This window comes from Streptomyces sp. bgisy130 (genome assembly GCF_057708345.1).
The window spans coordinates 1-22,485 of the sequence record NZ_JBYISA010000061.1 but is presented as its reverse complement, the minus strand read 5'-3'; the positions used below and the strand labels follow the sequence as shown (position 1 = coordinate 22,485).

General features: G+C 71.2%; 22 protein-coding genes. 5 read left to right on the top strand and 17 right to left on the bottom strand.

The window, feature by feature from the left end; genetic code table 11:
• Window positions 1-154: 154 nt before the first annotated feature.
• The 4 genes from AC3EUV_RS36490 to AC3EUV_RS36475 form a co-directional block, all read right to left on the bottom strand.
• Window positions 155-1,186, bottom strand: coding sequence for an NUDIX hydrolase (locus tag AC3EUV_RS36490; protein ID WP_432146900.1), 1,032 nt, complete (start codon window positions 1,184-1,186; stop codon window positions 155-157).
• A 350-nt stretch (window positions 1,187-1,536) separates the two neighbouring features.
• Complete coding sequence (locus AC3EUV_RS36485) at window positions 1,537-2,454, bottom strand: carbohydrate ABC transporter permease (protein ID WP_432146901.1); 918 nt, start codon at window positions 2,452-2,454, stop codon at window positions 1,537-1,539.
• The gene (locus AC3EUV_RS36480; RefSeq protein ID WP_432146902.1) at window positions 2,451-3,362 is read right to left on the bottom strand and encodes a carbohydrate ABC transporter permease; all 912 of its coding nucleotides are present in this window, start codon (window positions 3,360-3,362) and stop codon (window positions 2,451-2,453) included. The genes AC3EUV_RS36485 and AC3EUV_RS36480 overlap by 4 nt, the downstream gene beginning before the upstream one ends.
• 44 nt (window positions 3,363-3,406) lie before the next feature.
• The gene (locus tag AC3EUV_RS36475) at window positions 3,407-4,663 is read right to left on the bottom strand and encodes an ABC transporter substrate-binding protein (RefSeq protein WP_432146903.1); all 1,257 of its coding nucleotides are present in this window, start codon (window positions 4,661-4,663) and stop codon (window positions 3,407-3,409) included.
• A gap of 269 nt (window positions 4,664-4,932) precedes the next feature.
• Here AC3EUV_RS36475 and AC3EUV_RS36470 point away from each other — a divergent pair, with 269 nt between their 5' ends.
• Window positions 4,933-7,008 carry an NPCBM/NEW2 domain-containing protein gene (locus tag AC3EUV_RS36470; protein WP_435604766.1) on the top strand — a complete coding sequence of 692 codons (2,076 nt, stop codon included), beginning with the start codon at window positions 4,933-4,935 and terminating at the stop codon, window positions 7,006-7,008.
• Between the two features lie 64 nt (window positions 7,009-7,072).
• Here the strand turns inward: AC3EUV_RS36470 and AC3EUV_RS36465 are convergent, their stop codons facing one another.
• Window positions 7,073-8,953 (bottom strand): serine/threonine-protein kinase, encoded by a 1,881-nt coding sequence (locus AC3EUV_RS36465; protein WP_435604767.1) that lies wholly within the window; start codon window positions 8,951-8,953, stop codon window positions 7,073-7,075.
• 295 nt (window positions 8,954-9,248) lie between these two features.
• A complete protein-coding gene (locus AC3EUV_RS36460; RefSeq protein ID WP_432146905.1) occupies window positions 9,249-10,202 on the bottom strand; it encodes an ROK family protein in 954 nt (317 codons plus the stop codon).
• A gap of 143 nt (window positions 10,203-10,345) precedes the next feature.
• Here AC3EUV_RS36460 and AC3EUV_RS36455 point away from each other — a divergent pair, with 143 nt between their 5' ends.
• Window positions 10,346-11,386: a LacI family DNA-binding transcriptional regulator gene (locus AC3EUV_RS36455; protein ID WP_435604765.1), complete on the top strand. Its 1,041-nt coding sequence runs from the start codon at window positions 10,346-10,348 to the stop codon at window positions 11,384-11,386.
• Between the two features lie 58 nt (window positions 11,387-11,444).
• On the opposite strand, the gene AC3EUV_RS36450 is transcribed toward AC3EUV_RS36455, so the two are convergent.
• Window positions 11,445-11,627, bottom strand: a complete 183-nt coding sequence (locus tag AC3EUV_RS36450; RefSeq protein WP_435604764.1) for a hypothetical protein — start codon at window positions 11,625-11,627, stop codon at window positions 11,445-11,447.
• Window positions 11,624-11,929, bottom strand: coding sequence for a hypothetical protein (locus AC3EUV_RS36445; protein ID WP_435604763.1), 306 nt, complete (start codon window positions 11,927-11,929; stop codon window positions 11,624-11,626). Before AC3EUV_RS36445 ends, AC3EUV_RS36450 begins: the two co-directional genes overlap by 4 nt.
• A gap of 71 nt (window positions 11,930-12,000) precedes the next feature.
• Between AC3EUV_RS36445 and AC3EUV_RS36440 the strand changes: the two genes are divergently transcribed.
• Complete coding sequence (locus tag AC3EUV_RS36440; protein ID WP_435604762.1) at window positions 12,001-12,627, top strand: TetR/AcrR family transcriptional regulator; 627 nt, start codon at window positions 12,001-12,003, stop codon at window positions 12,625-12,627.
• 119 nt (window positions 12,628-12,746) lie between these two features.
• Here AC3EUV_RS36440 and AC3EUV_RS36435 read toward each other — a convergent pair whose 3' ends face one another.
• Window positions 12,747-14,033, bottom strand: coding sequence for a DUF6986 family protein (locus AC3EUV_RS36435; protein ID WP_435604761.1), 1,287 nt, complete (start codon window positions 14,031-14,033; stop codon window positions 12,747-12,749).
• Window positions 14,034-14,228: 195 nt separating this feature from the next.
• On the opposite strand from AC3EUV_RS36435, the gene AC3EUV_RS36430 reads away from it, so the two are divergent.
• Window positions 14,229-14,744, top strand: a complete 516-nt coding sequence (locus AC3EUV_RS36430; RefSeq protein WP_432146911.1) for a DinB family protein — start codon at window positions 14,229-14,231, stop codon at window positions 14,742-14,744.
• A 100-nt stretch (window positions 14,745-14,844) separates the two neighbouring features.
• Here the strand turns inward: AC3EUV_RS36430 and AC3EUV_RS36425 are convergent, their stop codons facing one another.
• The 4 genes from AC3EUV_RS36425 to AC3EUV_RS36410 form a co-directional block, all read right to left on the bottom strand.
• The gene (locus AC3EUV_RS36425; RefSeq protein ID WP_435604760.1) at window positions 14,845-15,807 is read right to left on the bottom strand and encodes an electron transfer flavoprotein subunit alpha/FixB family protein; all 963 of its coding nucleotides are present in this window, start codon (window positions 15,805-15,807) and stop codon (window positions 14,845-14,847) included.
• A gap of 216 nt (window positions 15,808-16,023) precedes the next feature.
• Window positions 16,024-16,809, bottom strand: coding sequence for an electron transfer flavoprotein subunit beta/FixA family protein (locus AC3EUV_RS36420; protein WP_432146913.1), 786 nt, complete (start codon window positions 16,807-16,809; stop codon window positions 16,024-16,026).
• Between the two features lie 239 nt (window positions 16,810-17,048).
• On the bottom strand, window positions 17,049-17,555 hold the full coding sequence (locus AC3EUV_RS36415; RefSeq protein WP_432146920.1) for a flavin reductase family protein: 507 nt from the start codon (window positions 17,553-17,555) through the stop codon (window positions 17,049-17,051).
• Between the two features lie 225 nt (window positions 17,556-17,780).
• On the bottom strand, window positions 17,781-18,113 hold the full coding sequence (locus AC3EUV_RS36410; protein ID WP_432146914.1) for a TlpA family protein disulfide reductase: 333 nt from the start codon (window positions 18,111-18,113) through the stop codon (window positions 17,781-17,783).
• A 343-nt stretch (window positions 18,114-18,456) separates the two neighbouring features.
• Here AC3EUV_RS36410 and AC3EUV_RS36405 point away from each other — a divergent pair, with 343 nt between their 5' ends.
• Window positions 18,457-19,173 carry a lysophospholipid acyltransferase family protein gene (locus tag AC3EUV_RS36405; RefSeq protein ID WP_432146915.1) on the top strand — a complete coding sequence of 239 codons (717 nt, stop codon included), beginning with the start codon at window positions 18,457-18,459 and terminating at the stop codon, window positions 19,171-19,173.
• A gap of 82 nt (window positions 19,174-19,255) precedes the next feature.
• On the opposite strand, the gene AC3EUV_RS36400 is transcribed toward AC3EUV_RS36405, so the two are convergent.
• From AC3EUV_RS36400 to AC3EUV_RS36385, 4 genes are all read right to left on the bottom strand, one after another.
• Window positions 19,256-19,981: a B3/B4 domain-containing protein gene (locus AC3EUV_RS36400; protein ID WP_435604759.1), complete on the bottom strand. Its 726-nt coding sequence runs from the start codon at window positions 19,979-19,981 to the stop codon at window positions 19,256-19,258.
• Window positions 19,982-19,993: 12 nt separating this feature from the next.
• A complete protein-coding gene (locus AC3EUV_RS36395; protein WP_432146917.1) occupies window positions 19,994-20,611 on the bottom strand; it encodes a transglutaminase domain-containing protein in 618 nt (205 codons plus the stop codon).
• Between the two features lie 83 nt (window positions 20,612-20,694).
• Window positions 20,695-21,783 (bottom strand): threonine aldolase family protein, encoded by a 1,089-nt coding sequence (locus tag AC3EUV_RS36390; protein WP_435604758.1) that lies wholly within the window; start codon window positions 21,781-21,783, stop codon window positions 20,695-20,697.
• On the bottom strand, window positions 21,762-22,436 hold the full coding sequence (locus tag AC3EUV_RS36385; protein ID WP_432146921.1) for an SDR family NAD(P)-dependent oxidoreductase: 675 nt from the start codon (window positions 22,434-22,436) through the stop codon (window positions 21,762-21,764). Before AC3EUV_RS36385 ends, AC3EUV_RS36390 begins: the two co-directional genes overlap by 22 nt.
• Between the last annotated feature and the right edge of the window lie 49 nt (window positions 22,437-22,485).

The following is a 22,485-nucleotide window of genomic DNA, read 5'->3' as shown; positions in this document are numbered from 1 at the left end:
ACCCGACAGCCCCGCGCAGCGGCACCGCCCGCCGCAGGCGCAACGGCGAGCAAGCCACAAACGTCGGCCGAGGCAAAGCGCAGCGGAGGGCGCCGCGCCAGCGGGCACCAAACGGCGAGCAACACCCACGGCGGGACAGCCGAAAACGTGGGGGCTACCCCAGAGGCGCCCCCGCCTCAAGGTAGAGCGGGCACCCCCGCGCCCTGGCGCGAAGCGCCCAGCGAAGGCGATTCATCCGCACCGGCGGCAGCATTTCCTCGGCCTCGGACTCCGTCACAAAGCGCCAGTCGCGCAGCTCCGCGCCGGGCAGCTGGAGCTTGCTGATGCGGTCGTGGGAGAGGGTGCCGCCGTCGTAGAGGAGGCGGAGGCCGCCGAAGGCGGGTGGGTGGGGAGCTTCCCAGTCGAGTACCAACAGGCGGAGGGCGCGGGGGAGTTCGATGCCCAGCTCTTCGGCCACCTCGCGTACGCCGGCCTGGGCGGGGGCCTCGCCCCGTTCGACGACGCCGCCGGGGAATTCCCAGCCGGCCTTGTAGGTGGGGTCGACGAGCAGGACCCGGTCCTGGTCGTCGAAGAGCAGGACACCGGCGGCGAGGGTTTCGGCGGTCGGTTCGGGGGTCTGCACGATGTCGCAGGCGCCGGCGCCGGTGCGTATGGCCTCGGCGACTTGTTCGGCGGCCTGCCGGGGCGTGAGCCGGGTGGTGTCGACGACGTGGGCGTCGCCGCGCAGCCAGGGCAGTGCGGCGGCGTACGGCCCTAGGTGTTCCAGGCTCCGGCGGATCGACGCCTGGGTTCCGGCGTCGTCCGAGGTCTCCTCGCGGTGGGCTGTCCGCGCCCGCAGGATCGTTTCCTCGCTATGCAGCAGAACATGTCGTACGGGTATCCGGCGGGCGGCGAGGGCGCCGAAGATCTCGTCGCGGTACTCCTGGCGCAGCAGCGTCATCGGCGTCACCAGCGGACCGGGGACCTCGGTGAGCAGGGCGGCGGCGGTGTCCACGACCATGCGCCGCCAGGCCGGCAGGTCCTGATAGTCGTCGATCTCCTCGAACCGCTTGGCCGGCAGCATCAACCGCAGGCCGCTGCCGAGGAGTTCGGGGTCATAGAGCGTGCTTCCGGGAAGCAGGTCGAGCAATTCTTGAGCCGTAGTGGTCTTGCCCGCACCGAACGTGCCGTTCAGCCAGACGATCACGGTTTCCCCTCTTCCCTAGACCCCAGGTGAGTTGCCCGCAACACCCTGACACGGAAACGCTCGGGAACCAGGGGCCGCGCGCACGACCGGGAACGTTGCACATTCGACTATCGGCCCGGCCAGGGGACTTCGCTCACCCATGGACGTGCCGATCGAGAAATGCCGCGTGCGGCGGATGCCGGTCACCGTATCCGCCGCCGCGAAGCCCCCGGCAAACAAGCGCTCCCCCGCCCCTCCTGTACCGAAACCCCCACCCGATACCGGGTTTTCGCACCGCCGCCGGCCCCTGGGGCGCCGCATATGACGGCGGCCCATCGTGGGCCCGGCGGCCGGAGCCGTACGGTTCCCGCCTACCCCTTGCTCGCGCCGAGGGTCAGACCGGCGATGAAATGCCGCTGGAGGAGCAGGAAGACCAGGACCGTGGGCAGCGCGACGAGGACGGAGCCCGCGGCCAGCAGGTTGTAGTCCGTGAAGAATTCACCGCGCAAATTGTTGAGGGCCGAGGTGACCGGGAGTTTGTCGCCGTCGGAGAGGAAGACCAGGCCCCAGAGGAAATCGTTGTACATCCAGGTGAATTGCAGGGTGCCGAGGGCGGCGAGCGCGGGGCGGCACAGCGGCAGGGTGACCCGCCAGAACTGTGTCCAGACGCCGGCTCCGTCGACGATCGCGGCCTCCAGGATTTCCTGTGGGAGGGTGCGCATGAAATTGGCCAGGACGAAGACACAGAAGCCGAGCTGGAAAGCGGTCTGTACGGCGATGACGGCCCAGAGGGAGTCGTACATCGTCAGGGAGTCGGACATCCAGTAGGGCAGCGGAATCTTGTTGAACAGGACATAGAGCGGGGTGACGATCACCTGTTGGGGCAGCAGGTTCCCGGCGGTGAAGACCATCAGCAGAATGATGCCGCCGCGCATCCGCAGCCGGGACACGGCGAAGGCCACGAACGAGGCCAGGAAAAGCGTGAGCAGCACACCGGGGACGGCGATGAGCAGCGAGTTGAGGAAATACTTGCTCATCCCGGAGTCGACGAACGCCTGACGGTAGTAGTCGAAGGAGAGATGGCGCGGGAAGGAGAAATAGCCGTATTGCGCGGTCTCTTCGTAGGGGCGCAGTGAGGCATAGACGGCCAGCAGCAGCGGCGCGAGGAAGGCGAGCGAGACGGCGCCCAGAAAGAGGTGGACGCCGAACCGGCCGCGGCGGCGCGCCGGTGCCGGGGCCGCGGGTTCCGGCCGTGGGGTGGGCGGCGCGGTGGTGGCGGTGGCGGTCATCTCCGGCGCTCCCCTCGGAGTTCCTGGACGAGATAGGTCACGATGAATCCCAGGGAGACCAGCAGCAGGACGACGGCGAGGGCCGAGCCGAATCCGATGCGGCTCGCCTCGCCGATGATGTTGTCGGTGACGAGCACGGACAGCAGCTCCAGGCCGTTGCGGCCCTTGTTGACGGCGTAGACGATGTCGAAGGCGCGCAGCGATTCAATAACGGTGATGACGCCGACGATGACGTTCACCGGGCGCAGGGTGGGAAGGACGACCCGGAAGAATGTCTGGCGTTCACTGGCGCCGTCGAGGGCGGCGGCCTCTTTGAGGCCGGGGTCCACGGATTTCAGTCCGGCGAGATAGAGGATCATGACATAGCCGGTGTGCCGCCAGCAGGCGGCCAGCAGCACCATCCAGATATTGAGTCCGGGATCTCCCAGCCAGTCGGTGGGATTTCCGCCGCCGAGGACCGCGTTCAGTGCGCCCTGGTCCCGGGAGAGGATCAGCTGGGCGATAAAGCCGACGACGGCGAGCGAGAGCACCACCGGCATATAGAGCGTCGACTGGTAGAAGCGGCTGAAGCGGACGCCGCGGTCGATGAGGACGGCGAGCAGCAGGCCGAAGGGGGCGGCGAGCAGCCCCAGGAAGGCCAGCCACAGCAGGTTGTGGCGGACCGCCGGCCAGAACTGCGGATAGCCGGTGAAGAGGTGGTCGTAATTGCTGAGGCCGGCCCATCGGATATCACCGATACCGTCCCAGCTGGTGAAGGACAGTCCGACCGAGGCGAAGGTCGGGCCCCAGATCAGGGCGAGGTCGAGCAGGATCGGCAGGCCCAGCAGCACGCCCAGGACCAGGCGGTCGCGGCGGGTGTACCGGCGCGGCCCCGGCCGCCGGGCGCGCCGCGCGCGGAGGTTCGGCACGGCGGTTCGCTCCCCGTCTTTCACGGTGGCCGTTCGGTGGCGCGTCACGTCGCGGAGAAGATCTGCTTCTTCTGGCGTTCGATGTCGTTCACCAGTCCGTCGATGTCATCCGGCTTGTTGAGGAACTGCTGGATCGCCTGAATCATCACGGTCGAGGCGAAATCGGGACGGGTATCGCGGTCCAGGAACTGCGATATCTGCCGGGCTCCCGAGACGAGTTGGACGGCCTTCTTCTGGAGCGGGGTGTAGGCGGCGGTGTCGGCGCCGCTGTTGACCGCGACGTTGTTGGGGTCGGACTTGAGGTAGCTGTCCTCCGCCCGAGGCGTGGCGAGGAACTTCAGCAGATCTTTCGCCCCGTCCCGGTCCTTGGCCTTCTTCGACATCAGAAATCCGTCGATCGGCGCCTCGACCGCGTCCTGGCCATGGGCCGGGTCGATCTCCGGGAAGGGGAAGAAGTCCAGGTCCTCCCGGTCGGCGGCGCTGAACTGCTGGCCGGGGTGCGGCAGTCCGAGCACGGTCATACCGGCCTTCTTCTGCGCGAGGGCCTGTGCGGCCTCCTGCCACGTACGGCCGTTGGCGCCCTTCTGGTGATAGGGCAGCAGACCGCGCCACAGGTCGAATACCTGCTTCACCTGCGGACTGTTCCAGGATTTCTCGCCGCGCAGCAGCGCGATATGGAAGTCGTAGCCGTTGGCGCGCATATTGAGGTAGTCGAAGGTGCCCATCGCCGGCCAGCCGTCCTTGTCGCCGAAGGCGAACGGCACCAGGCCGTCCTTCTGCATCTGTTTGGCGAGCGCCCGGTACTGGTCGAAGGTCTTGGGGATCTCGTATCCCCGCTCCCGGAACACGCTCTTCCGGTGGAAGACGGCCCACGGATAGTAGTAGTACGGCACCAGATACTGCTTGCCGTCCAGGCCCGTCGACTGCTTCTTCAGCGCCTCGGAAAAACCGTCGAAGTCCCGCCACAGGTCGCTGATATCGGAGAGCAGACCCTTCTGTGCGAAGTACTGCATACGGTTGCCGGCGAACCACATGAAGACATCGTCCGGGGTGCCCTGGAGATAGCGGTTGATGTTCTCCTGGAAGTTCTCGTGATTGACGGTATTGACCCGCACCGTCTTCTTGGACTTCTTCTCGTACGCCTTGAAGGCCGCGGCGAAGGCCCTCTTCGGCACGGGGTCCGAGGCGTTGGACCCCATCGTGACGCCGCCGGGGCCGCTGCTACAGGCGGCGAGCACGGACGGGAGGGCCACCGCCCCCGCGCCGAGCGCCGCGCTCCTCAGCAGTGTCCGGCGGGACATCGGACGTCCTGCCGCTTCCCCATGCGCAGTCGAGCCGCTGAACGTTGACGGGGCCATATCCCCCTCCTCAGGGGTGGAACCAAACAGAAACGAACGCGAGTGGTGGGATCTCACTCCGAACGGCACCGCGCGTCAAGGGTTTTGGCAGGCGGAGCAGGAACCGTTACCGCTCCTCTTCCAACAGACTCCAACAAGCCCTACCGTAAACACTCGCCAGTGACCGGTACGTGCCCCCACCACACCTCTCGTGAAGACGGAGGACGCGAAGCATGCGCGTTCATATCGGCACCATCCACCGGCGAGGACGCCGAAGAATCGTCGGAGCGCTGTCCGCCGCGCTGCTGTGCACGGCAGGGGTGACCGCCCTGCCCGCCGCGGCCCGGACACCCGACGCCCCGGCCCCCGGCGCCGCCGCCACCGCCCGTACGACCGGGACCGCGCCGGCCCCCCGGCTTCCCGGCGGGCTCGCCAAGACGCCCCCGATGGGCTTCAACAACTGGAACTCCACGCACTGCCGGGCGGAGTTCAACGAAGAGATGGTCAAGGGCATCGCCGACCTCTTCGTCACCAAGGGCCTCAAGGACGCCGGCTACCAGTACGTCAATCTCGACGACTGCTGGGCGCTGCCCACCCGCGACGCGAACGGCAAGCTCGTACCGGATCCGCAGCGCTTCCCGCACGGCATCAAGGCGGTCGCCGACTACGTCCACGCCAAGGGCCTGAAATTCGGCATCTACACGAGCGCCGGGATCAAAACCTGCAACCCGGCCGGCTTCCCCGGCGGCCTGGGCCACGAGAAGTCCGACGCCCAGCAGTTCGCCGACTGGGGCGTGGACTACCTCAAGTACGACAACTGCAACAACCTGGGTGTGGACGCCCAGCAGCGGTACCGCACCATGCGGGACGCGCTCAAGGCCACCGGACGGCCCATCGTCTACAGCATCTGCGAATGGGGCGAGAACAAGCCCTGGGAGTGGGCGTCGGACGTAGGACATCTGTGGCGCACCACCGGCGACATCAGTGACTCGTGGTCGAGCATGCTCGCCATCGCGAAGCAGAATCTGCCGCTCGCCGCACACGCCGGGCCCGGGCACTGGAACGACCCGGACATGCTGGAGGTCGGCAACGGCGGGATGACGGACACCGAGTACCGCAGCCACTTCTCCCTGTGGTCGATGATGGCCGCCCCGCTGCTGATCGGGTCCGATCTGCGCAAGGCGACCCCGGAGACGTTCGAGATCCTGGCCAACAAGGACCTCATCGCCATCGACCAGGACACCCTGGGCAAGCAGGCCACCGTGCTGAAGTCCGAGGACGGCCGCTGGACGGTGGTCCGCGAACTGGCCAACGGGGACCGTGCGGTGGCGCTGTTCAATGAGACCGGTCAGCCGCAGCGGATCTCCACCACGGCCAAGGACATCGGTCTGCCGCGGGCCGACGGCTACCGGCTGCGCGATCTGTGGCAGCACCGGGACACCCACACCACCGGCACCGTCTCCGCGACCGTCCCGGCGCACGGCACCACCGTCTACCGGGTCTCCGCCGACCCGCGCTGGGCCACCTACCCGCCGGCCGTCGAGACCGGCACCGACCGTACGCCCCTGGTCGAGGCCGGCACCGCCGCCGGACTCCGCTCCACCGTCCGCAACCTGGGCGGCACCCCCGCCACGCACCTCACCGTGACGCTCAAGGCCCCGCGGGGCTGGCGGGTCCAGGCCACCTCGCCCGCGTCGGCCCGCGCCCTGCCCGGCGGGCGTACGCTCCGCACCAGCTGGCGGATCACCGCACCGGCCGGCACCGCGCCCGGTGCCTACGCCCTGCCGCTCACGGCCGACTACCGCTCACCGCGCGGCGAGCGGAGCACCACCACCCTGCCCGGGACGGCCCATGTCGTGGTGCCCCCGCCGTCCGGGACCGCGGACGCCGCCGCACTGCCCTGGCTCACCGCCACCAACGGCTGGGGCCCGGTGGAGAAGAACACCAGCGTCGGGGAAGACGGGGCCGGGGACGGTCGGCCGCTCAGCATCGGCGGCACCGGCTTCGCGAAGGGCCTCGGGGTACACGCCGCCAGCGAGGTGAGCTTCTACACGGGCGGGCGGTGCTCCGCGTTCAGCGCCCGGGCCGGCCTCGACGACGAGGTGGGCGACCGTGGCTCGGTGGACTTCGAGGTGTGGGCCGACGGCAAGCGGGTCGCCCGGACCGCCGGGGTGACCGGTGCGGATCCCGCCCGGGCCGTCAGCGCCCCGGTCGCCGGTGCGCAGGCCGTCCGGCTGGTCGTGACCGACGGCGGGGACGGTATCGACTACGACCATGCCGACTGGGCGGACGCCACGTTCAGCTGCTGAGAGGCAGGTGCTGCCGGGCGGGCCTCGCAGGTCCGCCCGGCAGCCGGGTCGCGTCCCCGGGCTGTCAGCAGGTGGGCAGCCCCGGGACCGGCTGGTCGTTCGCCCCGCCCTTGAGGTAGACGACGCTGATGTAGACACCGGAATTGCCGCTGTCGTCATCGGTCTTGGCCCACCAGACGTTCGTCCACTTCCCGTACGTCTCCCGGCGGCCCAGCTTCGCCTGGCAGTAGAAGTAGTTGGTGCCCATGCCGAGGGTGCCGACCTGCTCGAAGGACGCGGTGTACGAGTGCGCGCCGCGCCATACCTCGCAGTTGGCCTTACCGCCGCCGATAGGCTCACACGACGGCCCCTGCGTCGGCGCCTCGCCGCCACCGTCGCCGCCGGTCCCCCCGGACGCCCCGCCCTGGCCACCGTCCGCGCCGCCACCACCGTCGGTGCCACCCTGGCTCTCCCCCGAGCCGCCGTCCTGCCCGCCCGGACTCCCGCCCGCACCACCGGGCTTGGTGTCCTTGGACCCGGCACCGTCCGAGGGCCGGTCCGACGTGGACGGCGACGCGGTCTTCCCGCCGCCCTTGCCCTCGCCGTTGCCCTTGCCCTTGCCGTCTTCCCCGCCGGCCTTGCCCTCGGCGGTGTCCCGGGCGTCCGGCCCGCCCGGCGTCCCGGCCGGCCGGACCGACGGCCGCCCGCGATCCGCGACCGTGTCGCTCGACCCGTCGCCGACCAGGGCGTACGTCAGCCCACCACCGGCCGCGAGCACGGCGAGCACCGCCGCCACGGCCGGGAGCACCCGACGCCGTCCCCGGCCGGCCACCCGTGCGGTGTCCCGCTCGCCGGAGCCCGCCGGGTACGGGCCGGTGGCCGCCGAGGGAGGCGCGGAGGGCCCGGCGGGTGCGGCGGGCGGCGTCGGTGTCGGTGTCGGTGGCAGCGCCGGCGGCGGCGGCGTCGGCGTGGGCTCGGTCGGCGGCCCGCCCCCGCCCACCGTCGGGCCACCCTCCCCCTCCGCGGACGGCACGGCGGCCGCCCGGACATCGGTCACCGTCGGCGGATGCGGCGCCCCGGGCCCCGGCGGCGGCGTGGGCTCGCGGCCCTCGGCCACCGCCGCCAGCAGCTCCCGGGCCCGGGCGGCGGAGGGCCGGTCGGCCGGGTTCTTGGCCATCAGGGCATGCAGTACCGGGGTGAGCGGGCCGGCCCGCCGGGGCTCGGGGAGCGACTCCGTGACGATCGCGGTGAGCGTCGACCACACCGACGTACGGCGGAACGGCGCACCGCCGCCCTCCACCGCCGCATACAGCGTCATCCCCAGCGACCAGATGTCCGAGGCCGGGGTGGGGTCCTGGCCCTGCGCCCGCTCGGGCGGCAAGTAGTCGAGCGAGCCGACCAGTTCGCCGCTGCGGGTGAGGTGGGTGGTCGCGCCGTCGCCCGGGGCCTCGATGCTGGCGATGCCGAAATCGGTGAGCACCACCCGCCCTCCCCCGTTGCCTGAACGGCCCGTGCGCCGGCCCCAGTTGTCCAGCAGCACATTGCCGGGCTTCACATCGCGGTGCAGCACGCCCACCTGGTGGGCGGCGTCCAGGGCATCCATCACCTGGGCGCCGATCCGGGCGATCTCCCGCGGGTCGAGGGTGCCGTGCTGTTCCAGCACATCGTCCAGCGACGGGCCGTCCACCAGCTCCATGACGATGACCGGCCGGCCGTCCTCGTCGATGACGTCATGGACGGTGATCACACCGGAGTGCCGGATACGGGCCGCGGCCCGCGCCTCGCGCTGCATCCGGGTGCGCAGATCGGCCAGTTCCGGAGCGGAGGCATCGGTGTAGGCGCGCAGGACCTTGACGGCGACCTCGCGGCCCAGTACCTCGTCGACGGCGCGGCAGACCACGCCCATGCCACCGCGTCCGATCCGGCCGGTCACGCGGTAACGGCCGCCCAGCAGCCGCCCGGTCAGATCCGCGTCACCACCGCGCCGCGGCCCGCTCTCGGCGGCGCCGGGCGCGCCCTGACCTGCCCCGCCGTCACCCGCCCCGCCGTCGGCACCCCGTGGCGAGGCGCCGGCCCGCTCACCGGGGCCGCTCACACCGCTCGCCCCAGGCTCCCCGTCCGCCCCGTCCTGCGCACGCTCCCCCGCTGTCACCGTCGCCGATCCCCTCGATACCCGTGCTTCCGCCGGCCACCGTGTGCGTCACGGTGGCCACGCCGCGATGGGCAACACACTAAGGGGCGCACGGGGGCCTGTGGTGACGTCAGGGCGTGGGGACGAAGGCATCGAGGCGGGACTGTTGTGCGGCGGCCGCGGCGCCCACCACCCCGGCGTCCGTGCCCATTTGAGCGGGTACGACCGTCAGGCCCGACACGAACGACAGCGTCGCATAGTCCCGCAGAGCGGCCCGCAACGGGCGGAAGAGGACCTCCCCCGCGCCCGCGACCCCGCCGCCGATGACCGCGATATCGATCTCGACGAGCGTGGCGGTGGCGGCGATCCCGGCGGCCAGCGCCCGGGCCGCTCGCTCGAAAGAACGCAGCGCGACCGGGTCACCGGCGTGTGCGGCGGCGGCCACACCGGCCGCGCTGGTGTCACCGTCGGGGCCCGGCTGCCAGCCGTGGGCCAGCGCCCGCCGGGCGATGTTGGGGCCGCTGGCGATCCGCTCGACACAGCCGCGGGACCCGCACGGGCAGGGGTCCCCGTCGACATCGACGCTGATGTGGCCGATGTGCCCGGCGTTTCCCGTGGGTCCCGGGTGCAGCCGGCCGTTGAGGACGAGGCCGCCGCCGACTCCGGTGGACACCACCATGCACAGGGCGTTGGCGTGGCCCCGTGCGGCGCCCTGCCAGTGCTCGGCCGCGGTCATCGCGACGCCGTCACCGACCAGGACGACGGGAAGCTCCCCGACCAGTGCCCGCACCCCGGCGACGAGCGGGAAGTCGCGCCAGCCGGGGATGTTGACCGGGCTGACGGTGCCGGTGGCGGCGTCCACCGGGCCCGCGCTGCCGATTCCGACGGCCGCCACCCGCGCCCAGTCCGGTCCCGCCGCCAGCTCGCCGAGCACCTCGGCCACCGCGCGCATCACCGTCGCCGCGTCCTTGTCGGCGGGGGTGGGCCGGGCGGCCCGTACGAGCAGTCTCCCGCGGGGGTCCACCAGAGCGCCGGCGATCTTGGTGCCGCCGATGTCCAAGGCTGCGCTGAGGTCCGTCTGCATCGGTGTGGAATCTCCTGGTGGGGCCCGGGGGCCGAGCGTACCGGCCCGGCGTGAGAACGCCAGTCTTCCCGTGATTGACAACGTTGTCTAGAGGCTATGCTCGACGCCACACGCCGATGCCGACAGAATCAGGACCGCACACCGTGAGCGACACCGCGCGGGGCACGTCCCGCCGCTATGGCACCCGGCCCACGATGAAGGATGTCGCAGCGCGCGCGGGGGTCGGCCTCAAGACGGTCTCCCGGGTGGTCAACGGCGAACCAGGCGTCACGCCGGACACCGAACGCCGCGTCCAGGAGGCCATCACGGCCCTCGGATTCCGCCGTAACGACTCCGCCCGGATCCTGCGCAAGGGACGCACCGCCAGCATCGGCCTGGTCCTGGAGGATCTCGCCGACCCCTTCTACGGCCCGCTCAACCGCGCCGTCGAGGAGGTCGCCCGCAGCCACGGCGCACTGCTGATCAACGGCTCCAGCGCCGAGGACCCGGCCCGCGAGCAGGAGTTGGTGCTGGCCCTGTGCGCCCGGCGGGTGGACGGCCTGGTCATCATCCCGGCCGCGGACGACCACCGGTATCTGGCACCGGAGATCGCGGCGGGGATAGCCACCGTCTTCGTCGACCGCCCGGCCGGACGCATCGACGCCGATGTCGTCCTCTCCGACAGCTTCGGCGGCGCCCAGGACGCGGTGGCCCATCTCATCGCGCACGGCCACCGGCGGATCGGCTTCATCGGCGACCAGCCCCGGATCCACACCGCCCACGAGCGGCTGCGCGGCTACCGCACGGCAATGGCCGCCGCCGGCCTGCCCGTTGACGAGTCCTGGGTCTCCCTCGGCCCGACCGCGCCGGAGCGGGTGCGGTCCGCCGCCACCGCCATGCTCGGCGGCCCGCAGCCGGTGACCGCGCTCTTCGCGGGCAACAACCGCGTCACGGTCACGGCGGTCCGGGTGCTCGCCGACCACCCGCGCCCGGTCGCCCTCGTCGGCTTCGACGACTTCGAACTGGCCGATCTGGTCAACCCCGCCATCACCGTCGTCGCCCAGGACGCGGCACGACTCGGCCGTACGGCGGCGAAGCTGCTCTTCCGCCGGCTCGACGGCGCCGATGACGCCCCCCGCCGGATGGAGATACCCACCCGGCTGATCCCCCGCGGCTCGGGCGAGATCCCCCCCGCGGAGAGCTGACCTCCCCGCCGGACACCCCGGGTCCGCCGCGCCCCCGGGGACCGCCGCGGACCCGGCGTCACCGGTCGTCGCGCCGGGGCCCGGCGCGGCCGGCCTTCTTCCAGATGAGCGCCATGCCCAGCGCCAGCACGAGCAGCGCGCCGAGCACGATGGCGACCTTGAGCGCCTGGTCGACCAGCAGATGGTGGAACAGGCCGTCGCCGCCCCGGGCGAGGGTGTGGAGCGGCTCCTTGCCCGTCACCGGCCCGCACCCCGCTCCCGCTGCCCGCGCCCGTCGTCGTCCAGGTGACGGGCGGCGGCCCGGAACGCCGCACCGGCCAGGGAACCGCCGCTCCGGGAGGCACCGCGGCCCCGCGTGGCGCCCCGGGCTTCCAGGCGGCGGCACACGGCCCGTGCGGCGGGCGCCGCATACCGCCGCACGTCATCCAGCCTCCCCCGGCGCCGGAGCACCACCGCCACCGCGAAGACCAGCAGCGCCAGCACCACCACACCGCCGACGAGCAGGCCGAATCGAAGGAGAAGAAGGTTCAGGACCTGTTCCATGAGCACCTCTCGTTTTTTGTATCACAGGCGTGATAGAAAACAATTTATCACAGCCGTGATAGAAAGGGCTCATGCCCAAACAGGTGGACCGCGAGGCCCGGCGCCGCGAGGTCGTCGACGCCCTCTTCCGCGTGGCCGTACGCGACGGCCTCCAGCGCGCCTCGCTGCGCGCCGTCGCCGACGAGGCGCGGCTCAACATCGGTTCGGTACGGCACTACTTCGCCGGCCAGGAAGAGCTGATCCGCTTTGCGATGCGGTCGATGGTCGACCGGGTCGGCGACCGGCTCCAGCGCCGGATCGACGAATTCGGTGAACTGGACGGACTCTCCGGGTCCCAGGTCCGCCGGTTCGCGGTGGAGTTGCTGTCCGAGCTGCTGCCCCTGGACGACCGCCGGCGCGCCGAGGTCACCGTCCTCGTCGACTTCTCCACGGCCGCCCGGACCGATCCCGCACTGGACGGCCTCGCCCACGAGACCGCCGTCGCCACCCGGACCCTGGTGCGCCGCATCCTCGCCCGCCTCGACTCGGCGGGCGGGCTGCGGCCGGGGCTCCACGTCGACACCGAGACCGAGCGACTGACGTCCCTCCTGGACGGCCTCGCCTTCACCGCCGTACTACGGCCCGAGGTGCTCGACGACCGGACCTGCGCCACGGTCCTGCGCGCCCACCTCGACGACCTCGGACCGGCCGCGGACTGACGCACAAGGCCCCCGCCGGATCGGCGGGAGCCTCGTCGGGCCTGACGGGCCCGTAAGCAGGGGAGGCAGCCAACTCCCCTATGCGCACGCGGGGTTGTGCCGCATTTCGACCGTCGCCCTCAGCCCTCCGTCGCTTCCGGGCGGCCCGCGAGGGCGTCCAGGTCGGCGCGGGTCAGCCCGGTCAGCCGGGCGACCTCGGCGGTGTCCACGGCGCCGCAGTCCAGTCCGCGCAGCAGATAGCCGCTGAGCGCCTTGGCGGTGGCGGGCTCGTCCATGACATCGCCGCCGGCCTTGGCGACATACGCCGCGAGCCGGGCCGCGGCCTGCTCCAGGCCGCCGCGGTAGAAGGCGTAGACCGCGGCGTAGCGGGTGGGCAGATGGGCCGGGTGCATGTCCCAGCCCTGGTAGTAGGCGCGGGCCAACGAGCGGCTCACGAGGCCGTGATGGAGCCGCCAGGCCGCGTGGACCCGGTCGGTCGGGCCGACGGGGAGGACATTGGTCGAGCCGTCGGAGAGCCGTACGCCGGTGCCGGCCGCCGCGACCTGCATCACGGCCTTGGCGTGGTCGGCCACCGGGTGGTCGAGGGACTGATGGGCGGCGCTGACGCCACAGGAGGCGCTGTAGTCGAAGGTGCCGTAGTGCAGGGAGGTGGCACGGCCCTCGGCCGCCTCGATCATGCGGGCGACGGTGGCCCGGCCGTCGGCGCCCAGGATCGACTGGGTGGTCTCGATCTGGATCTCGAAGCCGATCCGGCCGCTCTCCAGGCCGTGCGTCCGCTCGAAGGCCTCCAGCAGCCGCACCATGGCGGTGACCTGCTCGGCGTAGGTCACCTTGGGGAGCGTGAGGACCAGTCCGTCGGGCAGACCGCCGGCCACCATCAGGCCGGTGAGAAAGATGTCGAGGGTGCGGATACCGCGGTCGCGGACGGCGGCCTCCATGCACTTCATCCGGATGCCCATGTACGGGGCCGCGGTCTTGTTCTCGTACGCGGCGGCGACCAGGGCGGCGGCGCGGGCGGCGGCCGCGTCCTCCTCGGCGTCCGGGCGGGGGCCGTAGCCGTCCTCGAAGTCGATCCGCAGATCCTCGATGGGCTCACGGACCAGCTTGGCGCGGACCCGGTCATGCACCTCCTCGGCGAGGGTGTCGGGAAGGCCGAGGACGGCGGCGAGCGCCCCGGCGTCGGGGGCGTGCGCGTCGAGGGCGGCGAGCGCCTGGTCGCCCCAGGAGCGCAGGGTGTCGGCGGCGAAGGCGTCGCCGGGGACGTAGACCGTGTGGACCGGCTGACGGGTGCCGGGGTCGCCCGGGTAGCGCCGCGCCAGATCCGCGTCCACCTGGGCGAGAGCGGCGCCGATGCCCTCACGTACGGTGTCCGCGAGGCTCGTCGCCACGGTCTCCTGCTGCCCCATTCGCTGCCCCTCCCGGTGCTCGGCCCGACCATCGAGCGCATTCCGCCTAACGGAATCAACAATCCGTATAGCGAAGTTATCCGGGTCGTTCGGCGAGGTCAACACCCCCCGCCAGGAGCGGCGCAGGTCACCGGCGTGCGGCCGCCGACCGGAAACTCCGTGGCGCCATCGCGCCGGTCCCGCCAGACTCCCCGCATGACTTGGACCGCACCCACTGTCGAGCGCCGAGAACTCCCCACCGTGGCCGGTGAACGGGAAATGCTTCAGGGCTGGCTCGACTTCCACCGCGACACCCTGCTCACCAAATGCACCGGCCTCACCGGCGAGCAGCTGACGCAGGCGACCAGCGCACCGTCCACCCTGACCCTGCTCGGCCTCGTCCGCCACATGACGGATGTCGAACGAAGCTGGTTCCGCAAGCGCTTCCTCGGCGAGCCGATCGGCGACATCTACTTCACCGAAGCCAACCCCGACGCCGATTTCGACGACCTCGATCCGGCCACCGCCGAGGCGGCTTTCACGGCTTTCCGCGCCGAGGTCGAGGTCTGCGACAAGGCCGTGGCGGACAGCGGGCTGGACGAGACCTTCGAAACCCGCCGGGGCACGCTCAGCCTGCGCTGGATCTACGTCCACATGATCGAGGAGTACGCGCGGCACAACGGCCATGCGGACCTGCTCCGCGAGCAGCTCGACGGCGTGACCGGCAGCTAGCCCCCTCCCGCGGCCCTGCCGCCGCGGACGCACGAGGCCCCGTACGCGGCGCGCGTACGGGGCCTCGTGCTGTGCCGAGGGGGCCGGCACCTGGACGAGATCAGCCCTTGCGGGTCTTGACCTCGTCGGTGAGGGCCGGGACGACGTCGAAGAGGTCGCCGACCACGCCGTAGTCGACCAGGTCGAAGATGGGGGCCTCTTCGTCCTTGTTGATGGCGACGATCGTCTTCGAGGTCTGCATACCGGCGCGGTGCTGGATCGCACCGGAGATGCCCGCCGCGATGTACAGCTGCGGCGAGACCGACTTACCGGTCTGGCCGACCTGGTTGGTGTGCGGGTACCAGCCGGCGTCCACGGCGGCACGCGAGGCGCCGACGGCCGCACCGAGCGAGTCGGCGAGCGCCTCGATGACCGGGAAGTTCTCGGCGCCGTTGACGCCACGGCCACCGGAGACCACGATCGCGGCCTCGGTCAGCTCCGGGCGGCCGGTCGACTCACGCGGGGTGCGCGAGACGATCTTGGTGCCCTTGGACGAGTCGGCGACGGTCACCGCGAGCTGCTCGACCGTGCCGGCGGCCGGCGCGGCCTCCGGGGTGGCAGAGTTGGGCTTGACGGTGATGACCGGGGTGCCCTTGGTGATACGGGACTTGGTGGTGTACGAGGCCGCGAAGACGGACTGCGTGGCCACCGGGCCCTCGTCGCCGGCCTCCAGGTCGACGGCGTCGGTGATGATGCCGGAGCCGATGCGGACCGCGAGGCGGGCACCGATCTCCTTGCCCTCCGCGGAGGACGGCAGCAGCACGGCGGCCGGGGAGACCGCGTCGTAGGCGGCCTGGAGCGCGTCGACCTTGGGGGCGACGAGGTAGTCCGCGAACTCCGGGGCGTCGGCGGCCAGGACCTTGACCGCGCCGTGCTCGGCGAGGACCTTGGCGGCCTCGTCGGCGTGCGGGCCGAGGTGCACCGCTACCGGCTCACCGATGCGGCGGGCGAGGGTGAGCAGTTCGAGGGTGGGCTTGCGGACGGCACCGTCCACGTGGTCGACGTAGACAAGAACTTCAGCCATTACTACTCCTGGGCGAGAACCCCGAACTTCGGTCGGGGAAAGACACGTTGACTGCTACGCTCCGCTCATGCCGTTCGGCATCGGGCAGGGCTTGTCCGTCGTGAGGCCGTCTCGGCCTAGCGAGAAGCCCCTTAGGGCGGAGTCACGGGATTGCTCTCCTGCGAAGGCAATCCACCGGGCGCGGGTCGTGTTGCAACCGGCCCGCGCCACCAACCCTCAGATGAACTTCTGGCCCACGAGGAACTCGGCGAGCTGCTTGCCGCCCTCGCCCTCGTCCTTGACGATCGTGCCCGCCGTACGGGCCGGACGCTCGGCGGCGTCCTCGACCTTGGTCCAGGCGCCCTCGAGGCCGACCTCGTCCGCCTCGATCTCCAGGTCCTCCAGGTCCAGGGACTCCACCGGCTTCTTCTTGGCGGCCATGATGCCCTTGAAGGAGGGGTAACGCGCCTCGCCCGACTGGTCGGTGACGGACACGACGGCCGGCAGCGCGGCCTCCAGCTGCTCGCTGGCGGTGTCGCCGTCCCGGCGGCCGGTGACCTTGCCGTCAGCGACGGAGACCTCGGAGAGCTGGGTGACCTGAGGGATGTTCAGGCGCTCGGCGAGCAGCGCGGGCAGCACACCCATCGTGCCGTCGGTGGAGGCCATACCGCAGACGACGAGGTCGTAGCCGGTCTTCTCGATGGCCTTGGCGAGTACGAGGGAGGTACCGAGCGCGTCGGTGCCGTGCAGGTCGTCGTCCTCGACGTGGACTGCCTTGTCGGCGCCCATCGACAGCGCCTTGCGCAGCGCGTCGTTGGCGTCCTCGGGACCGACGGTGAGGACCGTGATCTCCGCCTCGTCGGCCGCTTCCTTGATCTGGAGGGCCTGCTCGACGGCGTACTCGTCGAGCTCCGAGAGCAGACCGTCCACATCGTCACGGTCGACGGTCAGGTCCTCGGCGAAGTGCCGGTCGCCGGTGGCGTCAGGCACGTACTTCACACAGACAACGATCCTCAAGCTCACGCCGACTCTCCTACCTGCTTCGTCTCTTCAGAACTGCCTTGTGCTGGCAGCATAGGCGCCTGTTGGGGCGGCTCCCGGTCGGATCCGGTTCCCCACGCCGACCGTCATATTACTCGCCAGTACATCCAGTCTTGTGCCCCGAATCAAGGCCGTCGAAATGTGACCTTGCCAACGGCCCTGAACGGAGGAAGAGGAAGCCCCGCGGGAACCCGCGCGTGTCGGGTTCCGGCGACGGACCGTCAGTCGCGCAGCGCGTTGAACCGGCCCTGGTGATACAGGAGCGGACGGCCGGGCCCGGCCGGGTCACCGACGACGGGCCGGGCGAGCACGAGGCAGTGGTCGCCGGCCGGCACCCGCGCCTCGACCTTGCACACCAGCCAGGCGAGGACGCCGTCCAGGAGGGGCACGCCCTCGGGGCCGGTGCGCCAGGAGGTGGCGGGGCCGAAGCGGTCGGCACCGCTGCGCGCGAAGGTGGCCGCCAGCTCCTGCTGATGCTCGCCGAGTATGTGGACGCCGATGTGCTCGGCCGCCGAGACGGCCGGCCAGCTGGACGAGCCGGTGCCCACGCCGAACGAGAGCAGCGGCGGGTCGACGGCGACCGAGGTGAGGGAGGTGGCGGTGAAGCCCGCGGGACGGGAGCCGGGCGCGGTGATCACCGCGACGCCGGCGGCGTGCTGCCGGAAGACCGAGCGCAGGAGCTCGGGAGAGGCGGTCTGAGGCGTACCGAGGCCGGGCAGGGCCGTCATGGAGTTGTCCTTCTGCTGTCGAGTACGAGCCCGGGCGGGGCCGCCGACGGCCGGGCGGCGGTCGGCGGCAGTGGTGTCGTCGCTGCTCACATGCCCGGACAGCGGGCGCTGGCAGTCCGCAGAAGGTCGACGTGGGCGCGTCCGTAGAGAAGGGGTCCTGGCCGCATCACGTCAGAGTGACGATTCGTGACCCACAGCGTCAAGGGGAGCCCGTCATCTGGGAGATCAATCACGGACGGCCGCGCCGAGGGCCGCGATCACATCCGCCTTCCGGGGCTGTCCGGAGGCGCGGCGCACGACCGCGCCGTCCGCGTCGAGCACCAGCACCGTCGGGGTGGCCAGGACATCGAGCTGCCGTACGAGCTCCAGATGATCCTCCGCGTCGATCTCGACATGGGCCACACCGTCGACCATGCCGGCGACCTCGGAGAGGGTGCGCCGGGTGGCCCGGCAGGGCTGGCAGAAGGCGCTGGAGAACTGAAGCAGGGTGGCCCGCTCCCCCAGCGCCGCCCCGATCTCGTCAGCGCCCAGCCGTGCCGTCCCGTCCCGCTCCCGCACCGTCAGCCTCCCCTTTGCTGCGTCGGTGTCACTCGCCGAAGACACTCGCTGCCGCGAGCGCCGCGAGGGCACACCCTGAGTCCCGTCATCGACGGATGCAGCATCCATGAGACCGCAAAGATTCCCGGGGGCGCCTCCGGTCCGGGGTGCGAGATGTACCTTCTGCTGCGGAGAACGGACGGTTGGACGGCCGCCACGTGACAAGAATCTCCCGGTCCGGGCGGCCGGCGCGCTGGCCGCCGCGGCCGACATCGGGCACGATCTCCCGAAAGCCGCAGTTACGACTGCGTAGGTTTCCGCCGGGAGAACCCTCCCCAGGCGTGGAAAAGGGGTCCTCCGGACAATGGCAGAGCTCGTCTATCCGCCGGTGATCGGCGCCGCCCGCACGCTCTTCAAGGCGCTCGATCTGAAATTCGACATCGCCGGGACGGATCACATTCCGCGCCGCGGCGGGGCGGTTCTGGTGAGCAATCACATCGGGTACCTGGACTTCGTCTTCGCCGGGCTGACGGCACGGCCGGCCAAGCGGCTGGTGCGCTTCATGGCGAAGGAGTCGGTCTTCCGGCACAAGGTGTCGGGACCGCTGATGCGCGCGATGAAGCACATCCCCGTGGACCGCGGACAGGGGATGCACGCCTACAAGCACGCGCTGACCGCACTGCGTTCGGGGGAAATCATCGGGGTCTTCCCCGAGGCGACGATCTCCGAGAGCTTCACCCTGAAGAACTTCAAGTCGGGTGCGGCGCGGCTGGCCCAGGAGGCCGGGGTGCCGCTGCTGCCGGTCGCGCTGTGGGGCACCCAGCGGCTGTGGACCAAGGGCCACAAGCGCGACCTGGGCCGTAACCACTTCCCGATAACGATCCGGGTGGGCGAGCCGATGGAGGCCGACCCGGCCGAGCAGGCCGAGAAGATCACCGACCGGCTGCGGACCCGGGTGCAGGATCTGCTGGAGGCGGCCCAGCGCGCCTACCCGGTGCGCCCCAAGGGCCCCGAGGACACCTGGTGGATCCCGGCCCATCTGGGCGGCACCGCCCCCGCGGCGCCCGGCAGCCTCGCCTAACCGCCCCGGCGGCCGGCCGCGACGTCAGCGGACCGGCCGCGGTCCCTTCCGGTGACGGCGTGGCCGGTCCGCACGGCCCGGATCACGGGGACCAGATCTCACCGATCTCGATCCGGGCGTCCGGGCAGGCCCGGTGCAGCGCCTCGGCCAGCTCGGCGCCCGCGGCCGCCAGCGCGGCCGGCGTCATGGGGGCCATCCGCTCCAGCAGGAAGAGGGCGCTGACCGAGTCCTCGGTGAGACGGGTACGGACGCCCTGTCGCCAGTTCCAGCGGCGGCAGGTGACGCCCTCGTCATCGCACCAGACCACCTCGCCCGCGTCGGGGTACTCGATCACCTCGGCACCCCCGGCCGCGGTCACGAACGGCTCCTCGCCGGTGGCCCGTACGAGCCGCATACCGCCCTGGATACGGTCCAGGTCCTCGCCGCCCACGGGGATGAGATGGGCGACGCTGATGGCGTTGTAGAGGTCGACGAGGCGGTTGATGCGCGGCAGGCCGCCGTCCGCGAGCGCGCGCCTGGCCAGCGCCTCGGCGGAGTTGCGGGTGCGGGACGGCTTGCTGCCGAAAGCGGTGTACGCCGCGCGCCAGGCGGCGATATGCGGATCGTCCTGCGGGGCACGCCCGTCGAGGCGCGCGGCCAGCCGGCGGGTGGCGTCGTCCAGGAGCGCCGCGCCGGCCTCGTCGCTGGGCCCATTGGTCAGGCCGTGGGCTTCCACGGCGAGACAGCCGAAGCCGGGCGCCAGGGCGCGCACCTCGTCGGAGACATGCAGGGCGCAGGTGAGATCAGAGACCTGCGAAGAGCTGGGCATCAGGGCCGTTCCTCAGAGATCGGTGGGGAGCGTTCGCCAGAGGTGAGGCCGGTCGACGGCCTCCCGGAGGCATTGGAGCACGGCCGGATGCGGTTCAGCAAATAGCACCGGGTAGTCCACTTCATTGAACTCCGGTCGCACGGTGAAGGCGAGCTGCTCGCGATCGAGGCGGAACTGCGCGTCGACACCGGGCTTGTTTCCCCGCGGGTCCTGCCGCACCCAGCGCTCCTCACCGGGCACCCGGACGGCCACCAGACCGTGGACGACCTCGAATTTCTGGTAGCACAGCGCGGCGGGGATCCCCTCGGCTCGCAGCAGGGCCGCGAGGGCATGCGCCTTGGCGTAACAGATGCCGGTGCGCCGCGCGAGGACGTCCGAGGCGCGCCAGGTGACGTTCCCCCAGCCTCCGGCCGGGGGGACCCCCATCTCGCTTCGCTCGTCGCCGGCGTCGAAGCTGTGCGGAATGGTGTCGCGGACGAAGGCGAAGGCGGCCTTGGCGTATGTGTATGCATCGGGGGCGTCGGCGGAGAGGGTCGCCGCGATGGCCCGGACGCGTGGGTGCTCGTGGTCGATGGCCTCGTCGGCGGCCAAGTAGGCAGAGATTTCCGGGGTGTCCTGGATCAGCTCCATGCCCGGGGAGCGTAGCGATGCGCCCGGCCGAGAGTCAATGACTTTTCGGCCGGGCGCATAGCCATGCAGAGTGACAGAGTGGGCTAGCGGCCCATCTCCTCGCGGAGGGCGGCGAGGAAGCCGTCGACGTCCTCCACCGCGGTGTCGAAGGCGCACATCCAGCGCACGACACCGTCCGCCTCGTCCCAGAAGTAGAAGCGGTAGCGCTTCTGGAGCCGCTCGCTGACATCGTGCGGCAACCGGGCGAACACCCCGTTGGACTGCACGGGGTAGAGGATCTCCACCCCGCCGATCTCCCGCACCCCGGCCGCCAGCCGCTGCGCCATGGTGTTGGCGTGCCGGGCATTGCGCAGCCACAGGTCCTTGGCCAGCAGCGCCTCCAACTGGACGGAGACGAAGCGCATCTTGGAGGCCAGCTGCATGGACAGCTTCCGCAGATGCTTCATCGCCCGCACCCGGTCGGGGTTGAGCACGACCACCGCCTCACCGAAGACCGCACCGTTCTTCGTGCCGCCGAAGGAGAGGATGTCGACGCCCACGGCGTTGGTGAAGGCCCGCATCGGGACATCCAGCGTCGCCGCGGCGTTGGCTATCCGCGAGCCGTCCAGATGCACCACCATGCCGCGCTCATGGGCGTGTTCGCAGATCGCCCGGATCTCGTCCGGCGTGTAGACCGTGCCGAGCTCGGTGCTCTGGGCGATCGAGACGACCTGCGGCATGGCCCGGTGCTCGTCGTCCCAGCCCCATGCCTGCCGGTCGATCAGCTCAGGGGTGAGCTTGCCGTCCTCGGTCGGCACGGTCAGCAGCTTGAGCCCGCCGACCCGCTCGGGCGCACCGCACTCGTCCACGTGGATGTGCGCGGACTCGGCGGCGATCACCGCGCCCCAGCGGTCGGTCACGGCCTGGAGGGCGACGACATTGGCGCCGGTGCCGTTGAACACCGGGAACGCCTCGGCGCGCTGCCCGAAGTGGCTGCGGAAGACCCGCTGGAGGTGCGCGGTGTAGTCGTCCTCGCCATAGGCGACCTGATGGCCGCCGTTGGCAAGGGCGAGCGCGGCGAGCACCTCGGGATGCGCGCCCGCGTAGTTGTCGCTGGCGAAGCCGCGTATCTCCGGATCGTGGTGCTGCCGGGCGTCGGTCTTCGCTCCGGTCACGGCTCGGGGGTCAGCCACAGACGCTGTCCATTCACTTCCTGGGCGGGCCGGCTCCAGACGCCGGCGATGGCCTCGGCCAGCTCCGTGACGTCCGTGAAGCCCGCGAACTTCGCGTTCGGTCGCTCGGCGCGCATCTGGTCGTTGACGAGCGCCTTCACGATCAGGATGGCAGCAGCGGCGCGCGGCCCCTGCTCACCCCCCGCCTTGCGGAAGCCGTCCGCCATGGCCAGCGTCCAGGCCTCGGCCGCGGCCTTGGAGGCGGCATAGGCGGCATTGCCCCCGGTGGGCTTGCTGGCGCCGGCCGCGCTGGTGAGGAGAAAACGGCCGTTGCCGCTGCGCTCCAGGGCCTCGTAGAAGGCGAGGGAGGTGTGCTGGACGGTGCGGACCAGCAGCTTGTGCAGCATGTCCCAGTCGGTCAGGTCGGTCTCCGCGAAGGTCGACGAGCCGCGCCAGCCGCCGACCAGGTGCACCAGGCCGTCGATCCGGCCGAATTCCTTCTCCGTACGGGCCGCCCATTCACGGGCCTGGTCCAGGTCGAGGAGGTCAACGGTGTCCCCTATCACCGTGGCGCCGCCGTGGGCGTAGCGCGCCGCGTCCACGGCCTCCGCCAGCCGCTCGGGGTTCGAGTCCGAGCCGATCACCACCGCACCCGCTTCGGCCAGTCGCAGCAGGGTCGGGGGGGGGGGGGGGGGGGGGGGGGGGGGGGGGGGGGGGGGGGGG